Source organism: Flavobacterium sp. CG_23.5 (assembly GCF_017875765.1).
Lineage (GTDB): Bacteria > Bacteroidota > Bacteroidia > Flavobacteriales > Flavobacteriaceae > Flavobacterium.
Genome location: NZ_JAGGNA010000001.1, coordinates 119,718 through 139,545 on the forward strand (window position 1 = coordinate 119,718; position 19,828 = coordinate 139,545).

General features: G+C 37.8%; 6 protein-coding genes. 2 read left to right on the forward strand and 4 right to left on the reverse strand.

Features of this window, described 5'->3' with window-relative positions:
• Positions 1-500: 500 nt before the first annotated feature.
• Positions 501-11,222: a T9SS type A sorting domain-containing protein gene (locus tag H4V97_RS00445; RefSeq protein ID WP_209548631.1), complete on the forward strand. Its 10,722-nt coding sequence runs from the start codon at positions 501-503 to the stop codon at positions 11,220-11,222.
• Positions 11,223-11,633: 411 nt separating this feature from the next.
• Here the strand turns inward: H4V97_RS00445 and H4V97_RS00450 are convergent, their stop codons facing one another.
• The 4 genes from H4V97_RS00450 to H4V97_RS00465 all read right to left on the reverse strand — a co-directional run bounded on the left by H4V97_RS00450 (position 11,634) and on the right by H4V97_RS00465 (position 17,966).
• Positions 11,634-12,959, reverse strand: coding sequence for an ammonium transporter (locus tag H4V97_RS00450; protein WP_209548632.1), 1,326 nt, complete (start codon positions 12,957-12,959; stop codon positions 11,634-11,636).
• Positions 12,960-13,244: 285 nt separating this feature from the next.
• Positions 13,245-13,622 (reverse strand): PH domain-containing protein, encoded by a 378-nt coding sequence (locus tag H4V97_RS00455; RefSeq protein WP_196849711.1) that lies wholly within the window; start codon positions 13,620-13,622, stop codon positions 13,245-13,247.
• 4 nt (positions 13,623-13,626) lie between these two features.
• The gene (locus tag H4V97_RS00460) at positions 13,627-14,931 is read right to left on the reverse strand and encodes an amidohydrolase family protein (RefSeq protein ID WP_209548633.1); all 1,305 of its coding nucleotides are present in this window, start codon (positions 14,929-14,931) and stop codon (positions 13,627-13,629) included.
• 44 nt (positions 14,932-14,975) lie between these two features.
• Positions 14,976-17,966, reverse strand: a complete 2,991-nt coding sequence (locus tag H4V97_RS00465; protein ID WP_209548634.1) for an amidohydrolase family protein — start codon at positions 17,964-17,966, stop codon at positions 14,976-14,978.
• 233 nt (positions 17,967-18,199) lie between these two features.
• Here H4V97_RS00465 and H4V97_RS00470 point away from each other — a divergent pair, with 233 nt between their 5' ends.
• Entirely contained in the window at positions 18,200-19,735 is a 1,536-nt protein-coding gene (locus H4V97_RS00470; protein ID WP_209548635.1) for a YifB family Mg chelatase-like AAA ATPase, read from the forward strand.
• The last annotated feature ends 93 nt before the right edge of the window (positions 19,736-19,828 follow it).

Below are 19,828 nucleotides of genomic sequence, written 5' to 3' on the forward strand. Positions count from 1 at the left end.
TTTTCAATCCGGCAGTATGGAAATGTAATTATATATGAGTTTTCTCAATTTCAGTTTTGTGAATTAATAAAAACAGCATTGATTTTTGTTTTTAGTTAGATGTAGAACACTTTAGATTACGATAATTCAACAATTTTTTTAAGAAAAATTTTTTCAATTTAATATAAAAATTGATTTTAAAAAATTACATTCTTACTATTTTTTTTCATTTTCATTAAGTTGAAAACACAATATATGTAGTTGGTAGCTTTAAATATTCATTTCATCGAAAATGTAAAAAAAAGAAGATTAATGAATTCTTAATTTTATACATTAGTACTCAAGTATCTAAAAATTAGGCTCTTATTAAGATGTTTTTTTACCTACAGAAAAGCATTTTTTGTTTTTTTCAAATGATTTCCATTGCAATAAATCAGCCAAATAGAACCCCCATTCTATTGATTTACATTTTACAGTTAGACATATCGTATTTTTTATATAATTATTTTAATTCAATAAGTATGAAAACATTTCTACCTAAATCAAGATTTTTAACCTTCGTTTTTTTAATTACCAATTTGTTTTTTGCTAGTCTGGCTTTTGGGCAGACAATTGCAACTGATCTATTGGATTATCCTCCTGGAGCAACCGCAATAATTACAGGAACTGGTTTTACGCCAGGTGAAACGGTAACCTTACAAGTCTTACATACCGATGGCGTTCCCTCCGGTACGGATGCACAATACCATCAACCATTCACCGCTATTGCAGATGCAAATGGGGATGTTTCATCCACATGGTGGGTGCCTAATGATGGGGATGCCGCTGGGGCAAATTTTAAATTAACTGCGGATGGGGTTACATCATTAAGACATGCGGAGTGGTTGTTTACGGATAGTGCTTCATGGACATTGTCTATATCACCCACGTCAGCATGTCTTAACACTTCTACAAATTTTACATTAACGGCTACAGGAACTAGTAATAGCTCTAATAATAAGGTTGGTTGTATTAAGGTAACCTTACCTGCAACATTTTCGAGTTTAGGTACCCCAACAATTATTTCCTATACCTCGGCTGGATGGACTATTAGTCTATCAGGTAATATAGTTACATTATCGAATTCCACAAAACTTGGATCAAATGATGATGTGGTATTCTCAATCAATGCTACACCAACAACTACAGCGGGCTCTCCATTTTCATTGACTGGCTTAGCATCTTTAAATAGTAGTTGTCCGAGTATTCCAACGGGACAGGACATATATACGAGTCCAACTTTAAATCCAACTGTTACAGTTAATCCAATTCTTACACCGTCCGTAAGCATTTCAATTACCAGCGGAGCTAATCCTACCTGTTCTGGAACACCAGTAATCTTTACAGCAACGCCAACCAATGGCGGAGCAACACCATCATACCAGTGGAAGAAAGATGGAGTGAATGTAGGAACAAACAGTGCTACTTATTTAGATGCAGGTACAGCAGGTGGTGTTATTACAGTTGTAATGACAAGCAATGCGATTTGTCCGTCTACACCAACTGCAACAAGCAATGCTATTACACTTGCAGTAACTGCAAATGTTACACCATCAGTAATCATAGCGATAACATCAGGAGTTAATCCAACTTGTAATGGTAGCTCAGTAACCTTTACCGCAACGCCAACCAACGGCGGTACACCTTCTTACCAATGGAAAAAAGCCGGTGTTGATATTGCAGGTCAAACAGCTTCAACATATACTGATACAGGAACAACAGGTGGTAGTATTACTGTTGTTATGACAAGCAATGCAATTTGTCCCTCTACACCCACTGCAACAAGTAATTCTATCGCACTTGCTGTAACTGCTAAGGTTACACCATCGGTAAGCATAGCAATTACATCAGGAATCAATCCAACTTGTAATGGCAGCTCAGTAACCTTTACTGCAACACCATCCAACGGTGGTACACCTTCATATCAATGGAAAAAAGCCGGTGTGGATATAGTAGGTCAAACAGCTTCAACATATACCGATCCTGGAACAATAGCAGGTAGCATTACAGTTGTAATGACCAGCAGTCTTAGCTGTGTTACATCACCAACTGCAATAAGTAATGCAATTGGCTTAACAGTTAATCCAATCCTTACAACATCCGTAAGTATAGCACTAACATCAGGAGTGAATCCAACATGTTCTGGAACCGGAGTAATCTTTACTGCAACTCCAACCAATGGTGGAACTACGCCTTCTTACCAATGGAAAAAAGACGGAGGGAATGTCGGAACAAACAGTGCTACTTATTCTGACGCAGGATCAACAGGAGGTGTTGTTACCGTCGTAATGACAAGCAATGCAAGTTGTCCGTCTACACCCACTTCAACAAGCAATGCTATTACGCTTGCAGTAACTGCAAATGTTACACCATCAGTAAGCATAGCGATAACATCAGGAGTTAATCCAACATGTTCTGGATCCGCAGTAACCTTTACTGGAACACCGACCAACGGTGGTACACCTTCTTACCAATGGAAAAAAGCCGGTGTTGATATTGCAGGTCAAACAGCTTCAACATATACTGATACAGGAACAACAGGTGTTAGTATTACTGTTGTTATGACAAGCAATGCAATTTGCGTGTCTACACCCACTGCAACAAGTAATTCTATCGCACTTGCTGTAACTGCTAAGGTTACACCATCGGTAAGCATAGCAATTACATCAGGAATCAATCCAACTTGTAATGGCAGCTCAGTAACCTTTACTGCAACACCATCCAACGGTGGTACACCTTCATATCAATGGAAAAAAGCCGGTGTGGATATAGTAGGTCAAACAGCTTCAACATACGCCAATCCAGGAACAACAGCAGGTAGCATTACAGTTTTAATGACGAGTAGTCTTAGCTGTGTTACATCAACAACTGCAACAAGTAATGCAATTGCCTTAACAGTTAATCCAATCCTTACAACGTCCGTAAGTATAGGAATAACATCAGGAGTGAATCCAACATGTTCTGGAACCGCAGTAACCTTTACTGCCACACCAACCAATGGTGGAACTACGCCTTCTTACCAGTGGTACAAAGGAACTACAGCAGTTGGAACTGGAGTAACATATACAGAGACAGGAACAACAGGTGGTAGTATTACTGTTGTTATGACAAGCAATGCAATTTGTCCCTCTACACCAACTGCAACAAGTAATGCGATTACGCTTTCAGTTAATCCGCGTCCAACAGGGATAATCAGTGGAACGCAAACCATTTGTACTGGCAACAGTACGACATTAAATATAGCAGTAGCAGGAACTGGTCCTTGGAGCGGAACTATAACTGGCGGCATTCCGTTTAGTGGAAGCAGTAGTCCTATTAGTGTTTCTGTCAGTCCAAGCATAGCAACTACTTATAGTATCCTTACTTTAAGCAATGCAAACTGTTCATCAATAGCAGCAGATCTTTCAGGCAGTGCAACGGTATCCCTAAGAGCTTTACCTGCTGCAACTATCTCAATTACTGGCGCTAACCCAATTTGTTCTGGCTCTACGACATTAATCAAATTCACTGGTCCAAATGATGGAACAGTAACTTATAATATTAATGGAGGTTCTAACATTACAGCCAGTCTAAATAATGGTGGGAATTTTACACTCACAACAGCAGCTTTAACTTCTGATACAACTTATAATCTTGTTAGTGTCGCCTACGGAGATACACCAGGTTGTAGCGCATCGGCAAGTGGTAGTGTAACTATTACAGTGAACAAAGCTCCAGTATTCGCTACTTGCCCTTCAAATTTAACTTCAGATACTTCAGCAGGCGTTTGTAATGCAACAGTAAGCTACACAGCAACTGCTACAGGTACACCTGCGCCAACCTATACTTATTCACTAAGCGGCGCAACTACATTAGCAACAACTAATGGTACTGGAAGTGGTGCAACTTTTGGAAAAGGTGTAACAAATGTAACTATTACAGCAACAAATTCTTGTGGCACAGATACATGTAGTTTTACGGTAACGGTGAAAGATAACATTAACCCAACGATTACTGCACCTACAGCTACAACAGGCACAACGAATGCTGCATGTACTTCTACCAATGTGGTTTTAGGCACTCCAGTAACAGCAGATAATTGTTCAGTAGCTTCAGTCAGCAATGATGCACCTACTGCGTTCCCATTAGGATTAACAGTGGTGACTTGGACCGTAACAGATGGTGCTGGATTAACAGCAACAGCTACACAAAACATAGTTGTAAAAGACAATACTGCTCCGGTAACACCAATCTTGGCTGATGCCACAGGAGAATGTTCGGCTACTGCCACTGTTCCAACAACTACAGACAACTGTTCAGGAATACTTACTGGAACTACTTCTGATGCTTTGACAAGAAGCACTCAAGGAACTTCGGTTATTACTTGGACTTTTGATGATGGAAATGGAAACACTACTACAGCTACACAAAACGTAGTTGTAAAAGACAATACTGCTCCGGTAACACCAATCTTGGCTGATGCCACAGGAGAATGTTCGGCTACTGCCACTGTTCCAACAACTACAGACAACTGTTCAGGAATACTTACTGGAACTACTTCTGATGCTTTGACAAGAAGCACTCAAGGAACTTCGGTTATTACTTGGACTTTTGATGATGGAAATGGAAACACTACTACAGCTACACAAAACGTAGTTGTAAAAGACAATACTGCTCCGGTAACACCAATCTTGGCTGATGCCACAGGAGAATGTTCGGCTACTGCCACTGTTCCAACAACTACAGACAACTGTTCAGGAACAATCACTGGAACTACTTCTGATGCTTTGACAAGAAGCACTCAAGGAACTTCGGTTATTACTTGGACTTTTGATGATGGAAATGGAAACACTACTACAGCTACACAAAACATAGTTGTAAAAGACAATACTGCTCCGGTAACACCAATCTTGGCTGATGCCACAGGAGAATGTTCGGCTACTGCCACTGTTCCAACAACTACAGACAACTGTTCAGGAACAATCACTGGAACTACTTCTGATGCTTTGACAAGAAGCACTCAAGGAACTTCGGTTATTACTTGGACTTTTGATGATGGAAATGGAAACACTACTACAGCTACACAAAACATAGTTGTAAAAGACAATACTGCTCCGGTAACACCAATCTTGGCTGATGCCACAGGAGAATGTTCGGCTACTGCCACTGTTCCAACAACTACAGACAACTGTTCAGGAACAATCACTGGAACTACTTCTGATGCTTTGACAAGAAGCACTCAAGGAACTTCCGTTATTACTTGGACTTTTGATGATGGAAATGGAAACACTACTACAGCTACACAAAACATAGTTGTAAAAGACAATACTGCTCCGGTAACACCAATCTTGGCTGATGCCACAGGAGAATGTTCGGCTACTGCCACTGTTCCAACAACTACAGACAACTGTTCAGGAACAATCACTGGAACTACTTCTGATGCTTTGACAAGAAGCACTCAAGGAACTTCGGTTATTACTTGGACTTTTGATGATGGAAATGGAAACACTACTACAGCTACACAAAACATAGTTGTAAAAGACAATACTGCTCCGGTAACACCAATCTTGGCTGATGCCACAGGAGAATGTTCGGCTACTGCCACTGTTCCAACAACTACAGACAACTGTTCAGGAATACTTACTGGAACTACTTCTGATGCTTTGACAAGAAGCACTCAAGGAACTTCGGTTATTACTTGGACTTTTGATGATGGAAATGGAAACACTACTACAGCTACACAAAACGTAGTTGTAAAAGACAATACTGCTCCGGTAACACCAATCTTGGCTGATGCCACAGGAGAATGTTCGGCTACTGCCACTGTTCCAACAACTACAGACAACTGTTCAGGAATACTTACTGGAACTACTTCTGATGCTTTGACAAGAAGCACTCAAGGAACTTCGGTTATTACTTGGACTTTTGATGATGGAAATGGAAACACTACTACAGCTACACAAAACATAGTTGTAAAAGACAATACTGCTCCGGTAACACCAATCTTGGCTGATGCCACAGGAGAATGTTCGGCTACTGCCACTGTTCCAACAACTACAGACAACTGTTCAGGAATACTTACTGGAACTACTTCTGATGCTTTGACAAGAAGCACTCAAGGAACTTCCGTTATTACTTGGACTTTTGATGATGGAAATGGAAACACTACTACAGCTACACAAAACATAGTTGTAAAAGACAATACTGCTCCGGTAACACCAATCTTGGCTGATGCCACAGGAGAATGTTCGGCTACTGCCACTGTTCCAACAACTACAGACAACTGTTCAGGAATACTTACTGGAACTACTTCTGATGCTTTGACAAGAAGCACTCAAGGAACTTCGGTTATTACTTGGACTTTTGATGATGGAAATGGAAACACTACTACAGCTACACAAAACATAGTTGTAAAAGACAATACTGCTCCGGTAACACCAATCTTGGCTGATGCCACAGGAGAATGTTCGGCTACTGCCACTGTTCCAACAACTACAGACAACTGTTCAGGAATACTTACTGGAACTACTTCTGATGCTTTGACAAGAAGCACTCAAGGAACTTCGGTTATTACTTGGACTTTTGATGATGGAAATGGAAACACTACTACAGCTACACAAAACGTAGTTGTAAAAGACAATACTGCTCCGGTAACACCAATCTTGGCTGATGCCACAGGAGAATGTTCGGCTACTGCCACTGTTCCAACAACTACAGACAACTGTTCAGGAATACTTACTGGAACTACTTCTGATGCTTTGACAAGAAGCACTCAAGGAACTTCGGTTATTACTTGGACTTTTGATGATGGAAATGGAAACACTACTACAGCTACACAAAACATAGTTGTAAAAGACAATACTGCTCCGGTAACACCAATCTTGGCTGATGCCACAGGAGAATGTTCGGCTACTGCCACTGTTCCAACAACTACAGACAACTGTTCAGGAATACTTACTGGAACTACTTCTGATGCTTTGACAAGAAGCACTCAAGGAACTTCCGTTATTACTTGGACTTTTGATGATGGAAATGGAAACACTACTACAGCTACACAAAACATAGTTGTAAAAGACAATACTGCTCCGGTAACACCAATCTTGGCTGATGCCACAGGAGAATGTTCGGCTACTGCCACTGTTCCAACAACTACAGACAACTGTTCAGGAATACTTACTGGAACTACTTCTGATGCTTTGACAAGAAGCACTCAAGGAACTTCGGTTATTACTTGGACTTTTGATGATGGAAATGGAAACACTACTACAGCTACACAAAACATAGTTGTAAAAGACAATACTGCTCCGGTAACACCAATCTTGGCTGATGCCACAGGAGAATGTTCGGCTACTGCCACTGTTCCAACAACTACAGACAACTGTTCAGGAATACTTACTGGAACTACTTCTGATGCTTTGACAAGAAGCACTCAGGGAACTTCCGTTATTACTTGGACTTTTGATGATGGAAATGGAAACACTACTACAGCTACACAAAACATAGTTGTAAAAGACAATACTGCTCCGGTAACACCAATCTTGGCTGATGCCACAGGAGAATGTTCGGCTACTGCCACTGTTCCAACAACTACAGACAACTGTTCAGGAATACTTACTGGAACTACTTCTGATGCTTTGACAAGAAGCACTCAAGGAACTTCGGTTATTACTTGGACTTTTGATGATGGAAATGGAAACACTACTACAGCTACACAAAACGTAGTTGTAAAAGACAATACTGCTCCGGTAACACCAATCTTGGCTGATGCCACAGGAGAATGTTCGGCTACTGCCACTGTTCCAACAACTACAGACAACTGTTCAGGAACAATCACTGGAACTACTTCTGATGCTTTGACAAGAAGCACTCAAGGAACTTCGGTTATTACTTGGACTTTTGATGATGGAAATGGAAACACTACTACAGCTACACAAAACATAGTTGTAAAAGACAATACTGCTCCGGTAACACCAATCTTGGCTGATGCCACAGGAGAATGTTCGGCTACTGCCACTGTTCCAACAACTACAGACAACTGTTCAGGAATACTTACTGGAACTACTTCTGATGCTTTGACAAGAAGCACTCAAGGAACTTCGGTTATTACTTGGACTTTTGATGATGGAAATGGAAACACTACTACAGCTACACAAAACGTAGTTGTAAAAGACAATACTGCTCCGGTAACACCAATCTTGGCTGATGCCACAGGAGAATGTTCGGCTACTGCCACTGTTCCAACAACTACAGACAACTGTTCAGGAATACTTACTGGAACTACTTCTGATGCTTTGACAAGAAGCACTCAAGGAACTTCGGTTATTACTTGGACTTTTGATGATGGAAATGGAAACACTACTACAGCTACACAAAACGTAGTTGTAAAAGACAATACTGCTCCGGTAACACCAATCTTGGCTGATGCCACAGGAGAATGTTCGGCTACTGCCACTGTTCCAACAACTACAGACAACTGTTCAGGAACAATCACTGGAACTACTTCTGATGCTTTGACAAGAAGCACTCAAGGAACTTCGGTTATTACTTGGACTTTTGATGATGGAAATGGAAACACTACTACAGCTACACAAAACATAGTTGTAAAAGACAATACTGCTCCGGTAACACCAATCTTGGCTGATGCCACAGGAGAATGTTCGGCTACTGCCACTGTTCCAACAACTACAGACAACTGTTCAGGAATACTTACTGGAACTACTTCTGATGCTTTGACAAGAAGCACTCAAGGAACTTCCGTTATTACTTGGACTTTTGATGATGGAAATGGAAACACTACTACAGCTACACAAAACGTAGTTGTAAAAGACAATACTGCTCCGGTAACACCAATCTTGGCTGATGCCACAGGAGAATGTTCGGCTACTGCCACTGTTCCAACAACTACAGACAACTGTTCAGGAATACTTACTGGAACTACTTCTGATGCTTTGACAAGAAGCACTCAAGGAACTTCGGTTATTACTTGGACTTTTGATGATGGAAATGGAAACACTACTACAGCTACACAAAACGTAGTTGTAAAAGACAATACTGCTCCGGTAACACCAATCTTGGCTGATGCCACAGGAGAATGTTCGGCTACTGCCACTGTTCCAACAACTACAGACAACTGTTCAGGAACAATCACTGGAACTACTTCTGATGCTTTGACAAGAAGCACTCAAGGAACTTCGGTTATTACTTGGACTTTTGATGATGGAAATGGAAACACTACTACAGCTACACAAAACATAGTTGTAAAAGACAATACTGCTCCGGTAACACCAATCTTGGCTGATGCCACAGGAGAATGTTCGGCTACTGCCACTGTTCCAACAACTACAGACAACTGTTCAGGAATACTTACTGGAACTACTTCTGATGCTTTGACAAGAAGCACTCAAGGAACTTCGGTTATTACTTGGACTTTTGATGATGGAAATGGAAACACTACTACAGCTACACAAAACATAGTTGTAAAAGACAATACTGCTCCGGTAACACCAATCTTGGCTGATGCCACAGGAGAATGTTCGGCTACTGCCACTGTTCCAACAACTACAGACAACTGTTCAGGAATACTTACTGGAACTACTTCTGATGCTTTGACAAGAAGTACTCAAGGAACTTCGGTTATTACTTGGACTTTTGATGATGGAAATGGAAACACTACTACAGCTACTCAAAACGTAGTTGTAAAAGATGTCACTAAACCAGTAATCGCTTGTCCAGCAAATGTAACTCTCAACTGTCAAAATGCAACAACAGTTTCAGCCAATGGATCAGCAACAGCGACAGACAACTGTTCAGCTGTAACAATCACATCATCAGATGTATCGACACAGAATGCAGTTAATACTAATGCGGCTTATTATAATTATACAATCACCAGAACCTGGAAAGCCACTGATGTAGCGGGTAACTTCTCAACCTGTGTTCAAACGATCACAGTACAGGATGTAACTGCACCAGTATGGACTACAATAACTGGAACATTGAATAGAAATGTTACTTGTGGAAGTGCGGGTGAACTTGCATCAGCAAATGCATTGGCACCAGTGGCAACGGATAATTGCAGTTCGGTAATTTATACCAAAACTTCCGGTAGTCTTGTAAGCGGACTAAGTAATACCTATACAAATATCTGGATAGCGAAGGATATTTCTAATAATAGTAGTGCTGTCTTTACGCAAGTAATAACGGTCACTCCAGTCACAATTGACGCATCTGCTAGTAGCAATCCTGTGGCAGTTGGTTCTACTGCAACGCTTTCAGCAACGATTAGTCCAGCTGTTGCTAGTGTTTTGGTCACATTTACTCTTGACAATGGTAATGGAGGAATAACTACCTATACCGCAATTACAAATAATTTTGGTGTGGCAAGTACAACTGTATCTAATTTGCCAGTAGAAGTTTATAAAGTGACTGCTGTTGCGGGTGCTGCTTGCGCATCTTCCGTTGCTTATCTACCGATATACGATCCTAATGGTGGCTTTGTAACAGGTGGTGGCTGGATTAGTTCTCCAGCAGGAGCATATACAGCAACTCTGACATTAACAGGAAAAGCAAATTTTGGATTTGTTTCAAAATACAAAAAAGGTTCAAATATACCTGAAGGTAATACAGAGTTTCAGTTCCAAGCAGGGAACCTTAATTTTGCCAGTTCAACTTATGTGTCAGGATCTCTTGTAATTGCAGGTTCTCAGGCCATTTATAAAGGAATTGGAACTATTAATGGCAGCGGAAGCTATAACTTTATGGTTTCAGCCGTTGATGGTCAGATTAGTGGTGGAGGCGGTCTCGATAAATTCCGAATTAAAATATGGAATAGTGCTGGCGTTATTTATGACAATAACAAAGGAGTTTCGGACAATGGTACACCTACGGACGCAACCAAATTAGGAGGAGGTTCAATTGTAATTCATGAGGTAAATAAGAATACTGTTAAAATATTAGAAATTGATAAAAAACCTCTAGAAGCGCTGCAATTCAATGTGATAGCATATCCTAATCCATCAGCTCAATACTTCACAATCGAGACAGTAGGTGGCACTACCGAAAAAGTAGAAATGGTAGTCTTTGATGTTTTAGGCAGAACAATTAAAAATATAGAAAAATCTGACGGCCAACCTATTTTGTTTGGGGAAGAATTACCAACAGGAGTCTATATAGTTGTAGTCAGTCAGGGTCTGAATCAAAAAACAATCAGGCTGATTAAACAATAATCTAATTTTTACAAAGTATTTATAAATTAACTCCATCCTAATCAATATTGGGATGGAGTTTTTTTATAGATGTTGAAGCTCATTTATTAAAGATAAAAATCAATTATTTTTCCTTCTTGCTTTGACAAGTTACGAACCATTCGAGAAAGCTCATAATATTGAATCCAAATGACTGTTTTATAGGTTCGATAGATGAATTTATAGAATAGAAATTAAGGAAAGTACATATAATTTAGAAGTTTCAAAGTAATGGTAAAAGTCAAGTCTTTAAGCTTGGAAAAACCAAGTTTATCAACATGGATTCAATGGTATTCCATTTTAAATAGGTGAAAATAATGCTTTGATTTTTATGCAAAAAAAAACACTCTGAAAACGAATTATCAGAGTGTTTAAATTTAATATAAAGGAGATTTACAAATATTCTCCGTGTTGAGAAATATCTAAACCTAATTCTTCTTTTTCTTCAGAAACTCTTAAAGGAGTAATTTTATTTACAATAAAGAAAAGGAAATACGATACTGAGAATGCAAATATAGAAACAAGAACTAATGCTTTTAATTGAATTAAAAATAATGTAGCATCACCAAAAATTAAACCTTGGTTATCTCCTACAATCGCATTTACAGATTTTGAAGCAAATACACCTGTCAAAAGCATACCTACCATACCACCAACACCGTGACAAGCAAAAACATCTAATGCATCATCAATTTTACCTTTAGGGAATTTACTCACTACAAGATTACTTACAATACTGGCAATAATACCAATTGCAATTGCATGAGGAATACTTACGAATCCTGCAGCTGGTGTAATAGCTACTAAACCGACAACAGCACCGATACAAGCTCCCATCGCAGAAAGTTTGTGTCCAAGAATTTTATCAAGAAATACCCAACCCATTGCAGCAGAAGCGGCGGCAACTGTAGTGGTTCCTAATGCTTGTGCAGCAAGACTACCAGCTCCTACAGCAGATCCTGCATTGAAACCAAACCAACCGAACCACAATAAACCTGTTCCTAATAATACATAGGTAATACGAGCTGGATTTGCTTTTTGTACTTTTCGTTTTCCTAAGAATATTGCTCCTGCTAGAGCAGCCCATCCTGCACTCATGTGTACTACAGTTCCTCCGGCAAAATCCAATACTCCCCATCCAAAAAATAATCCATCTGGGTGCCAAGTCATGTGACATAAAGGTGCGTAAACGAATAATATGAATAAAACCATAAATAACAAATAAGCCCAGAAACGAACGCGTTCTGCAAAAGCTCCTGTTATCAACGCTGGTGTAATAATTGCAAATTTTGCTTGAAATAAGGCAAACAAGATCATTGGAATGGTTGGAGCCAATTCCCAAGCAGTGTTAGCACTTACGCCTTGAAAAAATAAGTTTGGCATAGGATTTCCAATTAATCCGCCTATTGTTGGTCCAAAACACAATCCAAATCCAACAACAACCCATAGTACGGTTACGATAACCATAGCCATGAAACTTTGTAATACGGTACTAATTACATTCTTTTTACCTACCATTCCGCCATAAAAAAATCCAAGTCCAGGGGTCATTAATAATACAAGCGCTGTGGCAACTATCATCCAAGCTGTATCTCCTGTATCTAATTTTAATGGAACAACGTGGGCACCTAGTGTTGTGGATTCTGCAAAGAGATTAATTGAAAAAATCGATAATACTAGAATGGTGATCAATATCACACTCAAAATAATTTTTCGCATTGTTTTTAGTTTTAAATTTCGATAAAAATATAAAATGATTCTAAACCCCTATGAAAATACAAGTATATTTTTTTATTTTTATTAATTTTTCAATTTACCCCCTATTATTTTATAGGTATGTTAGAATTTAAAGTGTAATTTAATAATTTATTAATCTTGTTTTTATAAATAATTAATCTTTTCGGGAATTATTAAAATTTTGATAGTTTTTAGAGATAAAAAAAATGTATCAATATGATGGTACATCAATCGATACATTTTTTATAAAAATCAGTAAAAAAATTATTATTTTAAAATATGTTGGCTTAAGATTTTATACACTTCATTTATATTATTACTTCCCTTTCCAAATTGTTTCGAAATTGGAGTGCTCTCACTGTTTAGCCAAATTTTTAACTCAGCATCCATGTCGAGTATTCCAGCACTTTCTTTCGAGAATTTTTTGATGCTCGAATAAGGAATTGACATGTAATCTACCTTAGTTCCAACCAATTGCTTCTCCACCAGAATTAGTCGTTTATTGGTGAAAATAAACATATCCCGAATAAGTTTATACGCTTTTTCGATTATCTCTCCATCAATAAGAATGGGTTCAAATTCTCTTGAAATATTTTCGATATTAACTTCTGATGCGTTGCCTAAAATGGCATTAAATAGTCCCATGATTTTAATTTTGATTATATTTTTCCTTGTATCTGTTGTTAAGCTGACTTTGATGCGTTTCCAGACTTATCATTCGACCCTGAATAAAAGCATTAGTCAATTTATTTGTTCTCATATCCAAAGCATCGCCTTGTGATATGAATAACGTAGCATCTTTGCCTTCTTCTAGAGTTCCACATTGTTTGTCGATTCCTAATATTTTTGCCGTATTAAAGGTAATCAATTGTAACGCTTGTTCTTTATCTAAACCATAAGCGGCACAAGTTCCTGCTAAGAAAGGTAAATTTCGAGTATTCATTCTTTCATGACCGCCACTGTTCTCTAACCCTACCAGTACCCCTCTGTCGGTTAATAATTTAGCATTTTTGTATGGTAAATCAATATCTTGATCATCATTTTCAGGCATATCATGAACGCGTTTCAGCAACACGCCAATATTATTTTTTTGTAATAAAGCGGCTGTTTTGTAGGCTTCATATCCACCAACAATTACCATTCTTTTTACACCGTTTTCTTTAGCTAATTGCACTGCATCAATAATTTGTTTTTCCTCATTGGCATGAATATATAAGGTTTCAGTTCCATCAAATAAACCTAGTGTGGCTTCAAAAATTAAATTTCTCTCTTTTGCAATGTTGCCAGAATAGGCTTTAGCATTAGATAAAAAGCTAGTAATTTCTGAGATTTGTTTGACGTAGTCTTTATTCGCTTCAATAGTTCCTGGTTCAAACCAAGATCCGGTTCTCTTAAAACTGGAAGGAAAATTAAGATGGATTCCGTCATTTTCTTTTATCAGTGCATCTTTCCAGTTCCACGCATCAAGTTGTACAATGGATGAAGTTCCAGAAATTCTACCTCCACGAGGTGTGATTTGAGCAATTAGTACACCATTTGGACGTACTGTTTCAATCACTTTTGAATCGGCGGTGTAAGCAATGATACTTTTTACGTGGGGATTAATACTTCCTATTTCCTCCTCATCATCCGAAGATTTTACTGCATCGATTTCTACTAAACCTAGTGTTGAGTTTGGCGCAATAAATCCCGGATAAACATGTTTACCACTTGCGTCAATTGTCGTTTCAAAGGCATCTTTTGCCAATCGTATTAAAGTTGCATCGGCGACTAATGTGATTTTTCCATCAATAAATCCTATGGCACTGTTCTCAATTATTTTTCCATTGCCTAAATGAGCAATGCCATTTAAGATTAGAATAGATTTTGATTGCTTTGGAGCTGGTGTTTGTTGCGCTTTTGTAATTATTGGTACAAAAAGAACCAACAGTAGCATACATATATTTTTACTCATAATTTTTGTATTTTTTGTGTTTGTGAATCTTCGATTTCAGGTTTTTATTGTTCTAAAGTATCACACTGGTATTCTTTTTTCTCCGCTTTTTTAGGTTCTTGAGTAATCATGCCTTTATTTTTTTCTTGCAATAATTGGCCTATTAACTCATTTCTTTCTTTGGCAATAGCTACCCTTTGATCTTCATCTTTTTGAACGTCGAAATATACTACGCCTTCAATTATTGTTTTTTCGGCTTTAGCATAAATAGATAAAGGATTATTGTTCCATAAAACGACATCAGCATCTTTACCCACTTTTATACTTCCTACTTTATCATCAATATGTAATAATTTTGCAGGATTTAAAGTCACGAATTTCCAAGCTTCTTCTTCTGATATATTTCCGTATTTTACCGCCTTCGCAGCTTCTTGATTTAATCTTCTGGACATTTCCGCATCATCTGAATTGTAGGCTACCACAACTCCTGCGTTGTGAAGAATAGGTCCATTATAAGGAATTGCATCATTTACTTCAAATTTATAAGCCCACCAATCCGCAAAAGTAGAAGCGCCAACGCCATGTTCTTTCATTTTGTCGGCTACTTTATAACCCTCAAGAATATGAGTAAAAGTATTGATTCTAAAATTGAATTTTTCGGCTACATTCATCATCATTAATATCTCCGATTGGACATAAGAGTGACAAGTAATAAAACGTTCTTTATTCAATATTTCTGCTAAGGTTTGCAATTCTAAATCTACCCTAGGCGCTTTATTTTTTCCTTTATTGGCTTTATAATTTTTCCAGGCAGTATCATATTCTTTGGCACGTTGGAAATAATCGGTAAAAACCTGCTCAACTCCCATTCTTGATTGCGGAAAACGAGTAGGATTTGTAATACCCCAGTTGGCTTGTTTTACATTTTCTCCCAATGCAAATTTGATGAATTTAGGTTGGTCTTTGTAGAGCATTTCTTCCGCTGATAAGCCCCATTTCCATTTTACTATCGCTGAGCGTCCTCCAATTGGATTTGCAGAACCGTGCAGTAATTGAGAAGTGGTAACGCCACCGGCTAAATCTCTATAAATATTAGTATCTTCGGAATTGACAACATCTTGAATTGTTACTTCAGCACTAGAATTGTGTCCGCCTTCATTAACTCCGGTAGAAATCGCAATATGTGAATGTTCATCAATGATTCCACTCGTTAGATGCTTTCCTTTTGCATCAATAATTGTTGCTGAAGCATCAGAAATATTTTTTCCTATTGATGCAATTTTACCATTTTTAACTAATACATCTGTCTCTTCTAAAATACCGTCTTTTTCATTGGTCCAAACCGTGGCATTTTTAAATAATAAAGTTTGAGGAGTTAATTTTTTTGAATTACCGTAAGCCACATTTGGGAATGTTGTGGCAATAATGGTGTTATTTTTTTCCAATTTTAAAGAATCGATCGGTTTTATAAATGGAGCCGTTCTTACAGCTGACCATTTTACCTCATTTCCATTGAATAAAATTGCTTTTCCAGAAAGTAATTGAATATCATCGATGTATCCTATTAGTCTCGAGAAAGTTGTTTTTGTTGAATCCGCAGATTTCATTACAGTTGAAATCCAATTATTCGAAACCGAAAGTTTGGAACTGACTTTTTTGGAATCAACTGTTGTAATTATCGATTTTGGAGCAGCAATCTCACCGCTGATTTTCCATTTGTACTTTTGATTATCCACGCTCAAATCGTAATCGCCGCGTATATCTTTAATTGTTATGTCGTTAACAACAAACTTGTTTCCTTGAACCCAGTTTTCATAAAGTATTGTTTTTTCATCGAAAATTTCTCCAGAAGTTATTACAAAATCGGCGAAACTACCGGTTTTTAAACTTCCTATTTCATTGCTTTTTCCCAAAATCGAAGCTGGAATTGTTGTCAACGCTTCTAATGCTTTGGTTTTATCAAAACCATATTTAATGGCTTTTAGAAGATTTGTTCTAAAATCTTCCACCTTTTTTAATTTGTCGGTGGTCAAAGCGAAAACAATACCGTTATCAGACAGAACTTTAAGATTAGTAGGAGCCTGGTTCCAAAAACGCAAATCTTTCAATTCCATTTGGTTGGCTTGGTTTGGGTCTGAAACATCATAAGCTTCAGGGAAATTAATTGGGATAATTAATTTTGAATTTGTTTTTTTTATTTCATCGATTCTTTCAAATTCATTTCCTATTCCTTTCAATACATAGTTCAAGCCAAATTCCTTAGCTATTTTTGAAGCTCTTAAACTATTTAACTTATCACCCGAATCAAATATTTGAATTAGATTTTCATTTTTGGATAATGCTTCCAATGATAAATCTTTGGTTATGGAATTTCCATTTTTATACCAATCTAAATCTAAATACATTTGACGCAACAATGCCATCATTCCCATTAAGGAACTAGGGTAAGATTGATTTGTTGTTGTACTTCGCGTAAACCCAAAATGATTGGTCACTTTCTCAGATAGCAATCGAGTGTTTTTATCAAAATTGTTTAAAGCGATTAAGGTTCCTGTTCCACGAGCAATTCCATCTTGTACATGTGTACCAACAACTCCAAATCCAGCTTTTAATAACTCTTCGGCTTTAGGTTGATCATAGTTGAAATTCTCATACCCATTGACTTCTGTGCGAATATTTTCATTCCAATAATGACCTTCAATTTTTGTGTCATATATTGGATTTCTTCCTGCCGCAGAATTATTTTTTGGTTTTTCTATTCCAAAGCTGGTGTAAATATCAATAAAAGAAGGATAAATTGACTTACCCGCGAGATTAATCGTGGTGCAGTTTTTTGGGTTAATACTATTGGTTCCAACGCTAATTACTTTGCCGTTTTGAATTAATAAAGTACCATTTTCGATAATTTGTGTGGGTGTCACATAAATTTTGGCATTTGTAAAAGCGGTGAAATTGTGGTTAATATTTTGAACACCTTCGTTATTTGGAAAATATTCTTGGGCATAAATTTTGGGTAATGAAACACTTAAAAAGAGCAGAAGTAAGATTTTTTTCATGGTTTGGTTTGTAAATATTGCCTAAAAATATATAAAATGTAAGGGTGAACAGTGTATTTAATTCATTTTAACATTTGTTTACCGATTAAGTACTTAAAATTAAATTCAAATATTCATGTTTTTATAAATATTAGTGAATATTTTAGAGGTTTTTGGGCGTTTTATTAAATGATGTATAATTATTTGTATTTATTAGAAATGTTTTTACTAATTTTCATACAAAATTAACAAACATGCTAGTTAAAGTTTTCGGAAGTGCCGTTTTTGGAGTTGAAGCTACAACTATTACAGTTGAAGTAAATATGGATAAAGGAATAGGCTATCATTTGGTTGGTTTACCAGATAACGCCATTAAAGAAAGCAGTTATAGAATTGCCGCTGCATTGAAGAATAACGGTTACGCGATGCCAGGCAAAAAAATCACCATTAATATGGCTCCCGCCGATTTACGCAAGGAAGGTTCCGCATATGACTTGACTTTAGCAATAGGAATTCTTGTGGCCTCCGCCCAAATTAAAGCAGATGAAATTGATAAATACATCATTATGGGAGAGCTTTCTCTCGATGGTGGTTTACAACCTATACGAGGGGCTTTGCCTATCGCCATAAAAGCGAAAGAAGAAGGTTTTAAAGGTTTTTTTCTTCCAATGCAAAATGTGAAGGAAGCAGCAATTGTTACTGGATTAGATGTTTATGGTGTTGAGAATGTACAAGAAGTCATTGATTTTTTAGAAGGAAAAGGAACTTTAGAACCAACAGTAATTGATACCAGAGCGGAATTTTATAAAGATTTAGATTTTCCTGAGTTTGATTTTTCAGATGTAAAAGGGCAGGAGAGTATAAAGCGTTGTATGGAAATAGCTGCCGCCGGCGGTCATAATATTATTTTGATTGGTCCACCTGGAGCGGGAAAAACGATGCTTGCCAAACGTTTACCGAGTATTTTACCACCAATGACTTTGCGAGAAGCATTAGAAACAACCAAAATACATAGTGTAGCTGGAAAACTCAAAGAAGTAGGATTGATGAATCAACGTCCGTTTAGGAGTCCGCATCATACCATTTCGAATGTTGCTCTTGTAGGAGGCGGAAGTTATCCACAACCTGGAGAAATTTCTATGGCACATAACGGTGTTTTGTTTCTAGATGAATTACCGGAATTTAAGCGAGATGTTTTGGAAGTAATGCGTCAACCCTTAGAGGATAGGGAAGTGACGATTTCTCGAGCCAAATTCACGGTTACTTATCCATCGTCATTTATGCTGGTTGCCAGTATGAATCCAAGTCCGAGTGGTTTTTTCAACGATCCGGATTCGCCGCAAACTTCTTCGCCGCATGAAATGCAACGATATTTGAGTAAAATTTCGGGACCTTTATTAGATAGAATAGACATTCATATTGAAGTAACGCCAGTTCCTTTCGAAAAATTATCCGATGATCAAAAAGCAGAAAGCAGTGTTGATATTCGAAAAAGGGTAACGGCTGCGAGGGAAATTCAAACGGGACGTTTTGAACAAATGGAAAACATACATTATAACGCACAAATGAATACAAAACATATCAGGGAGCATTGCGCTCTTGATGACGTTTCTAAACAATTATTGAAAACGGCAATGGAGCGATTGAATCTTTCAGCTCGCGCCTACGACAGAATATTAAAAGTAGCCAGAACAATCGCTGATCTTGATGCAGCTCCAAAGGTTATTTCCAGCCATATTGCTGAGGCAATACAGTATAGAAGTTTGGATCGTGATGGGTGGTTGGGCTAAAATAGATTTCAGATTTTTGATCAACGATTTTTGATTTCAGATGTCTAGACTGCGCTCCTCAAAATCTCCGACTTTGAGGTAGTGACTCTCGGT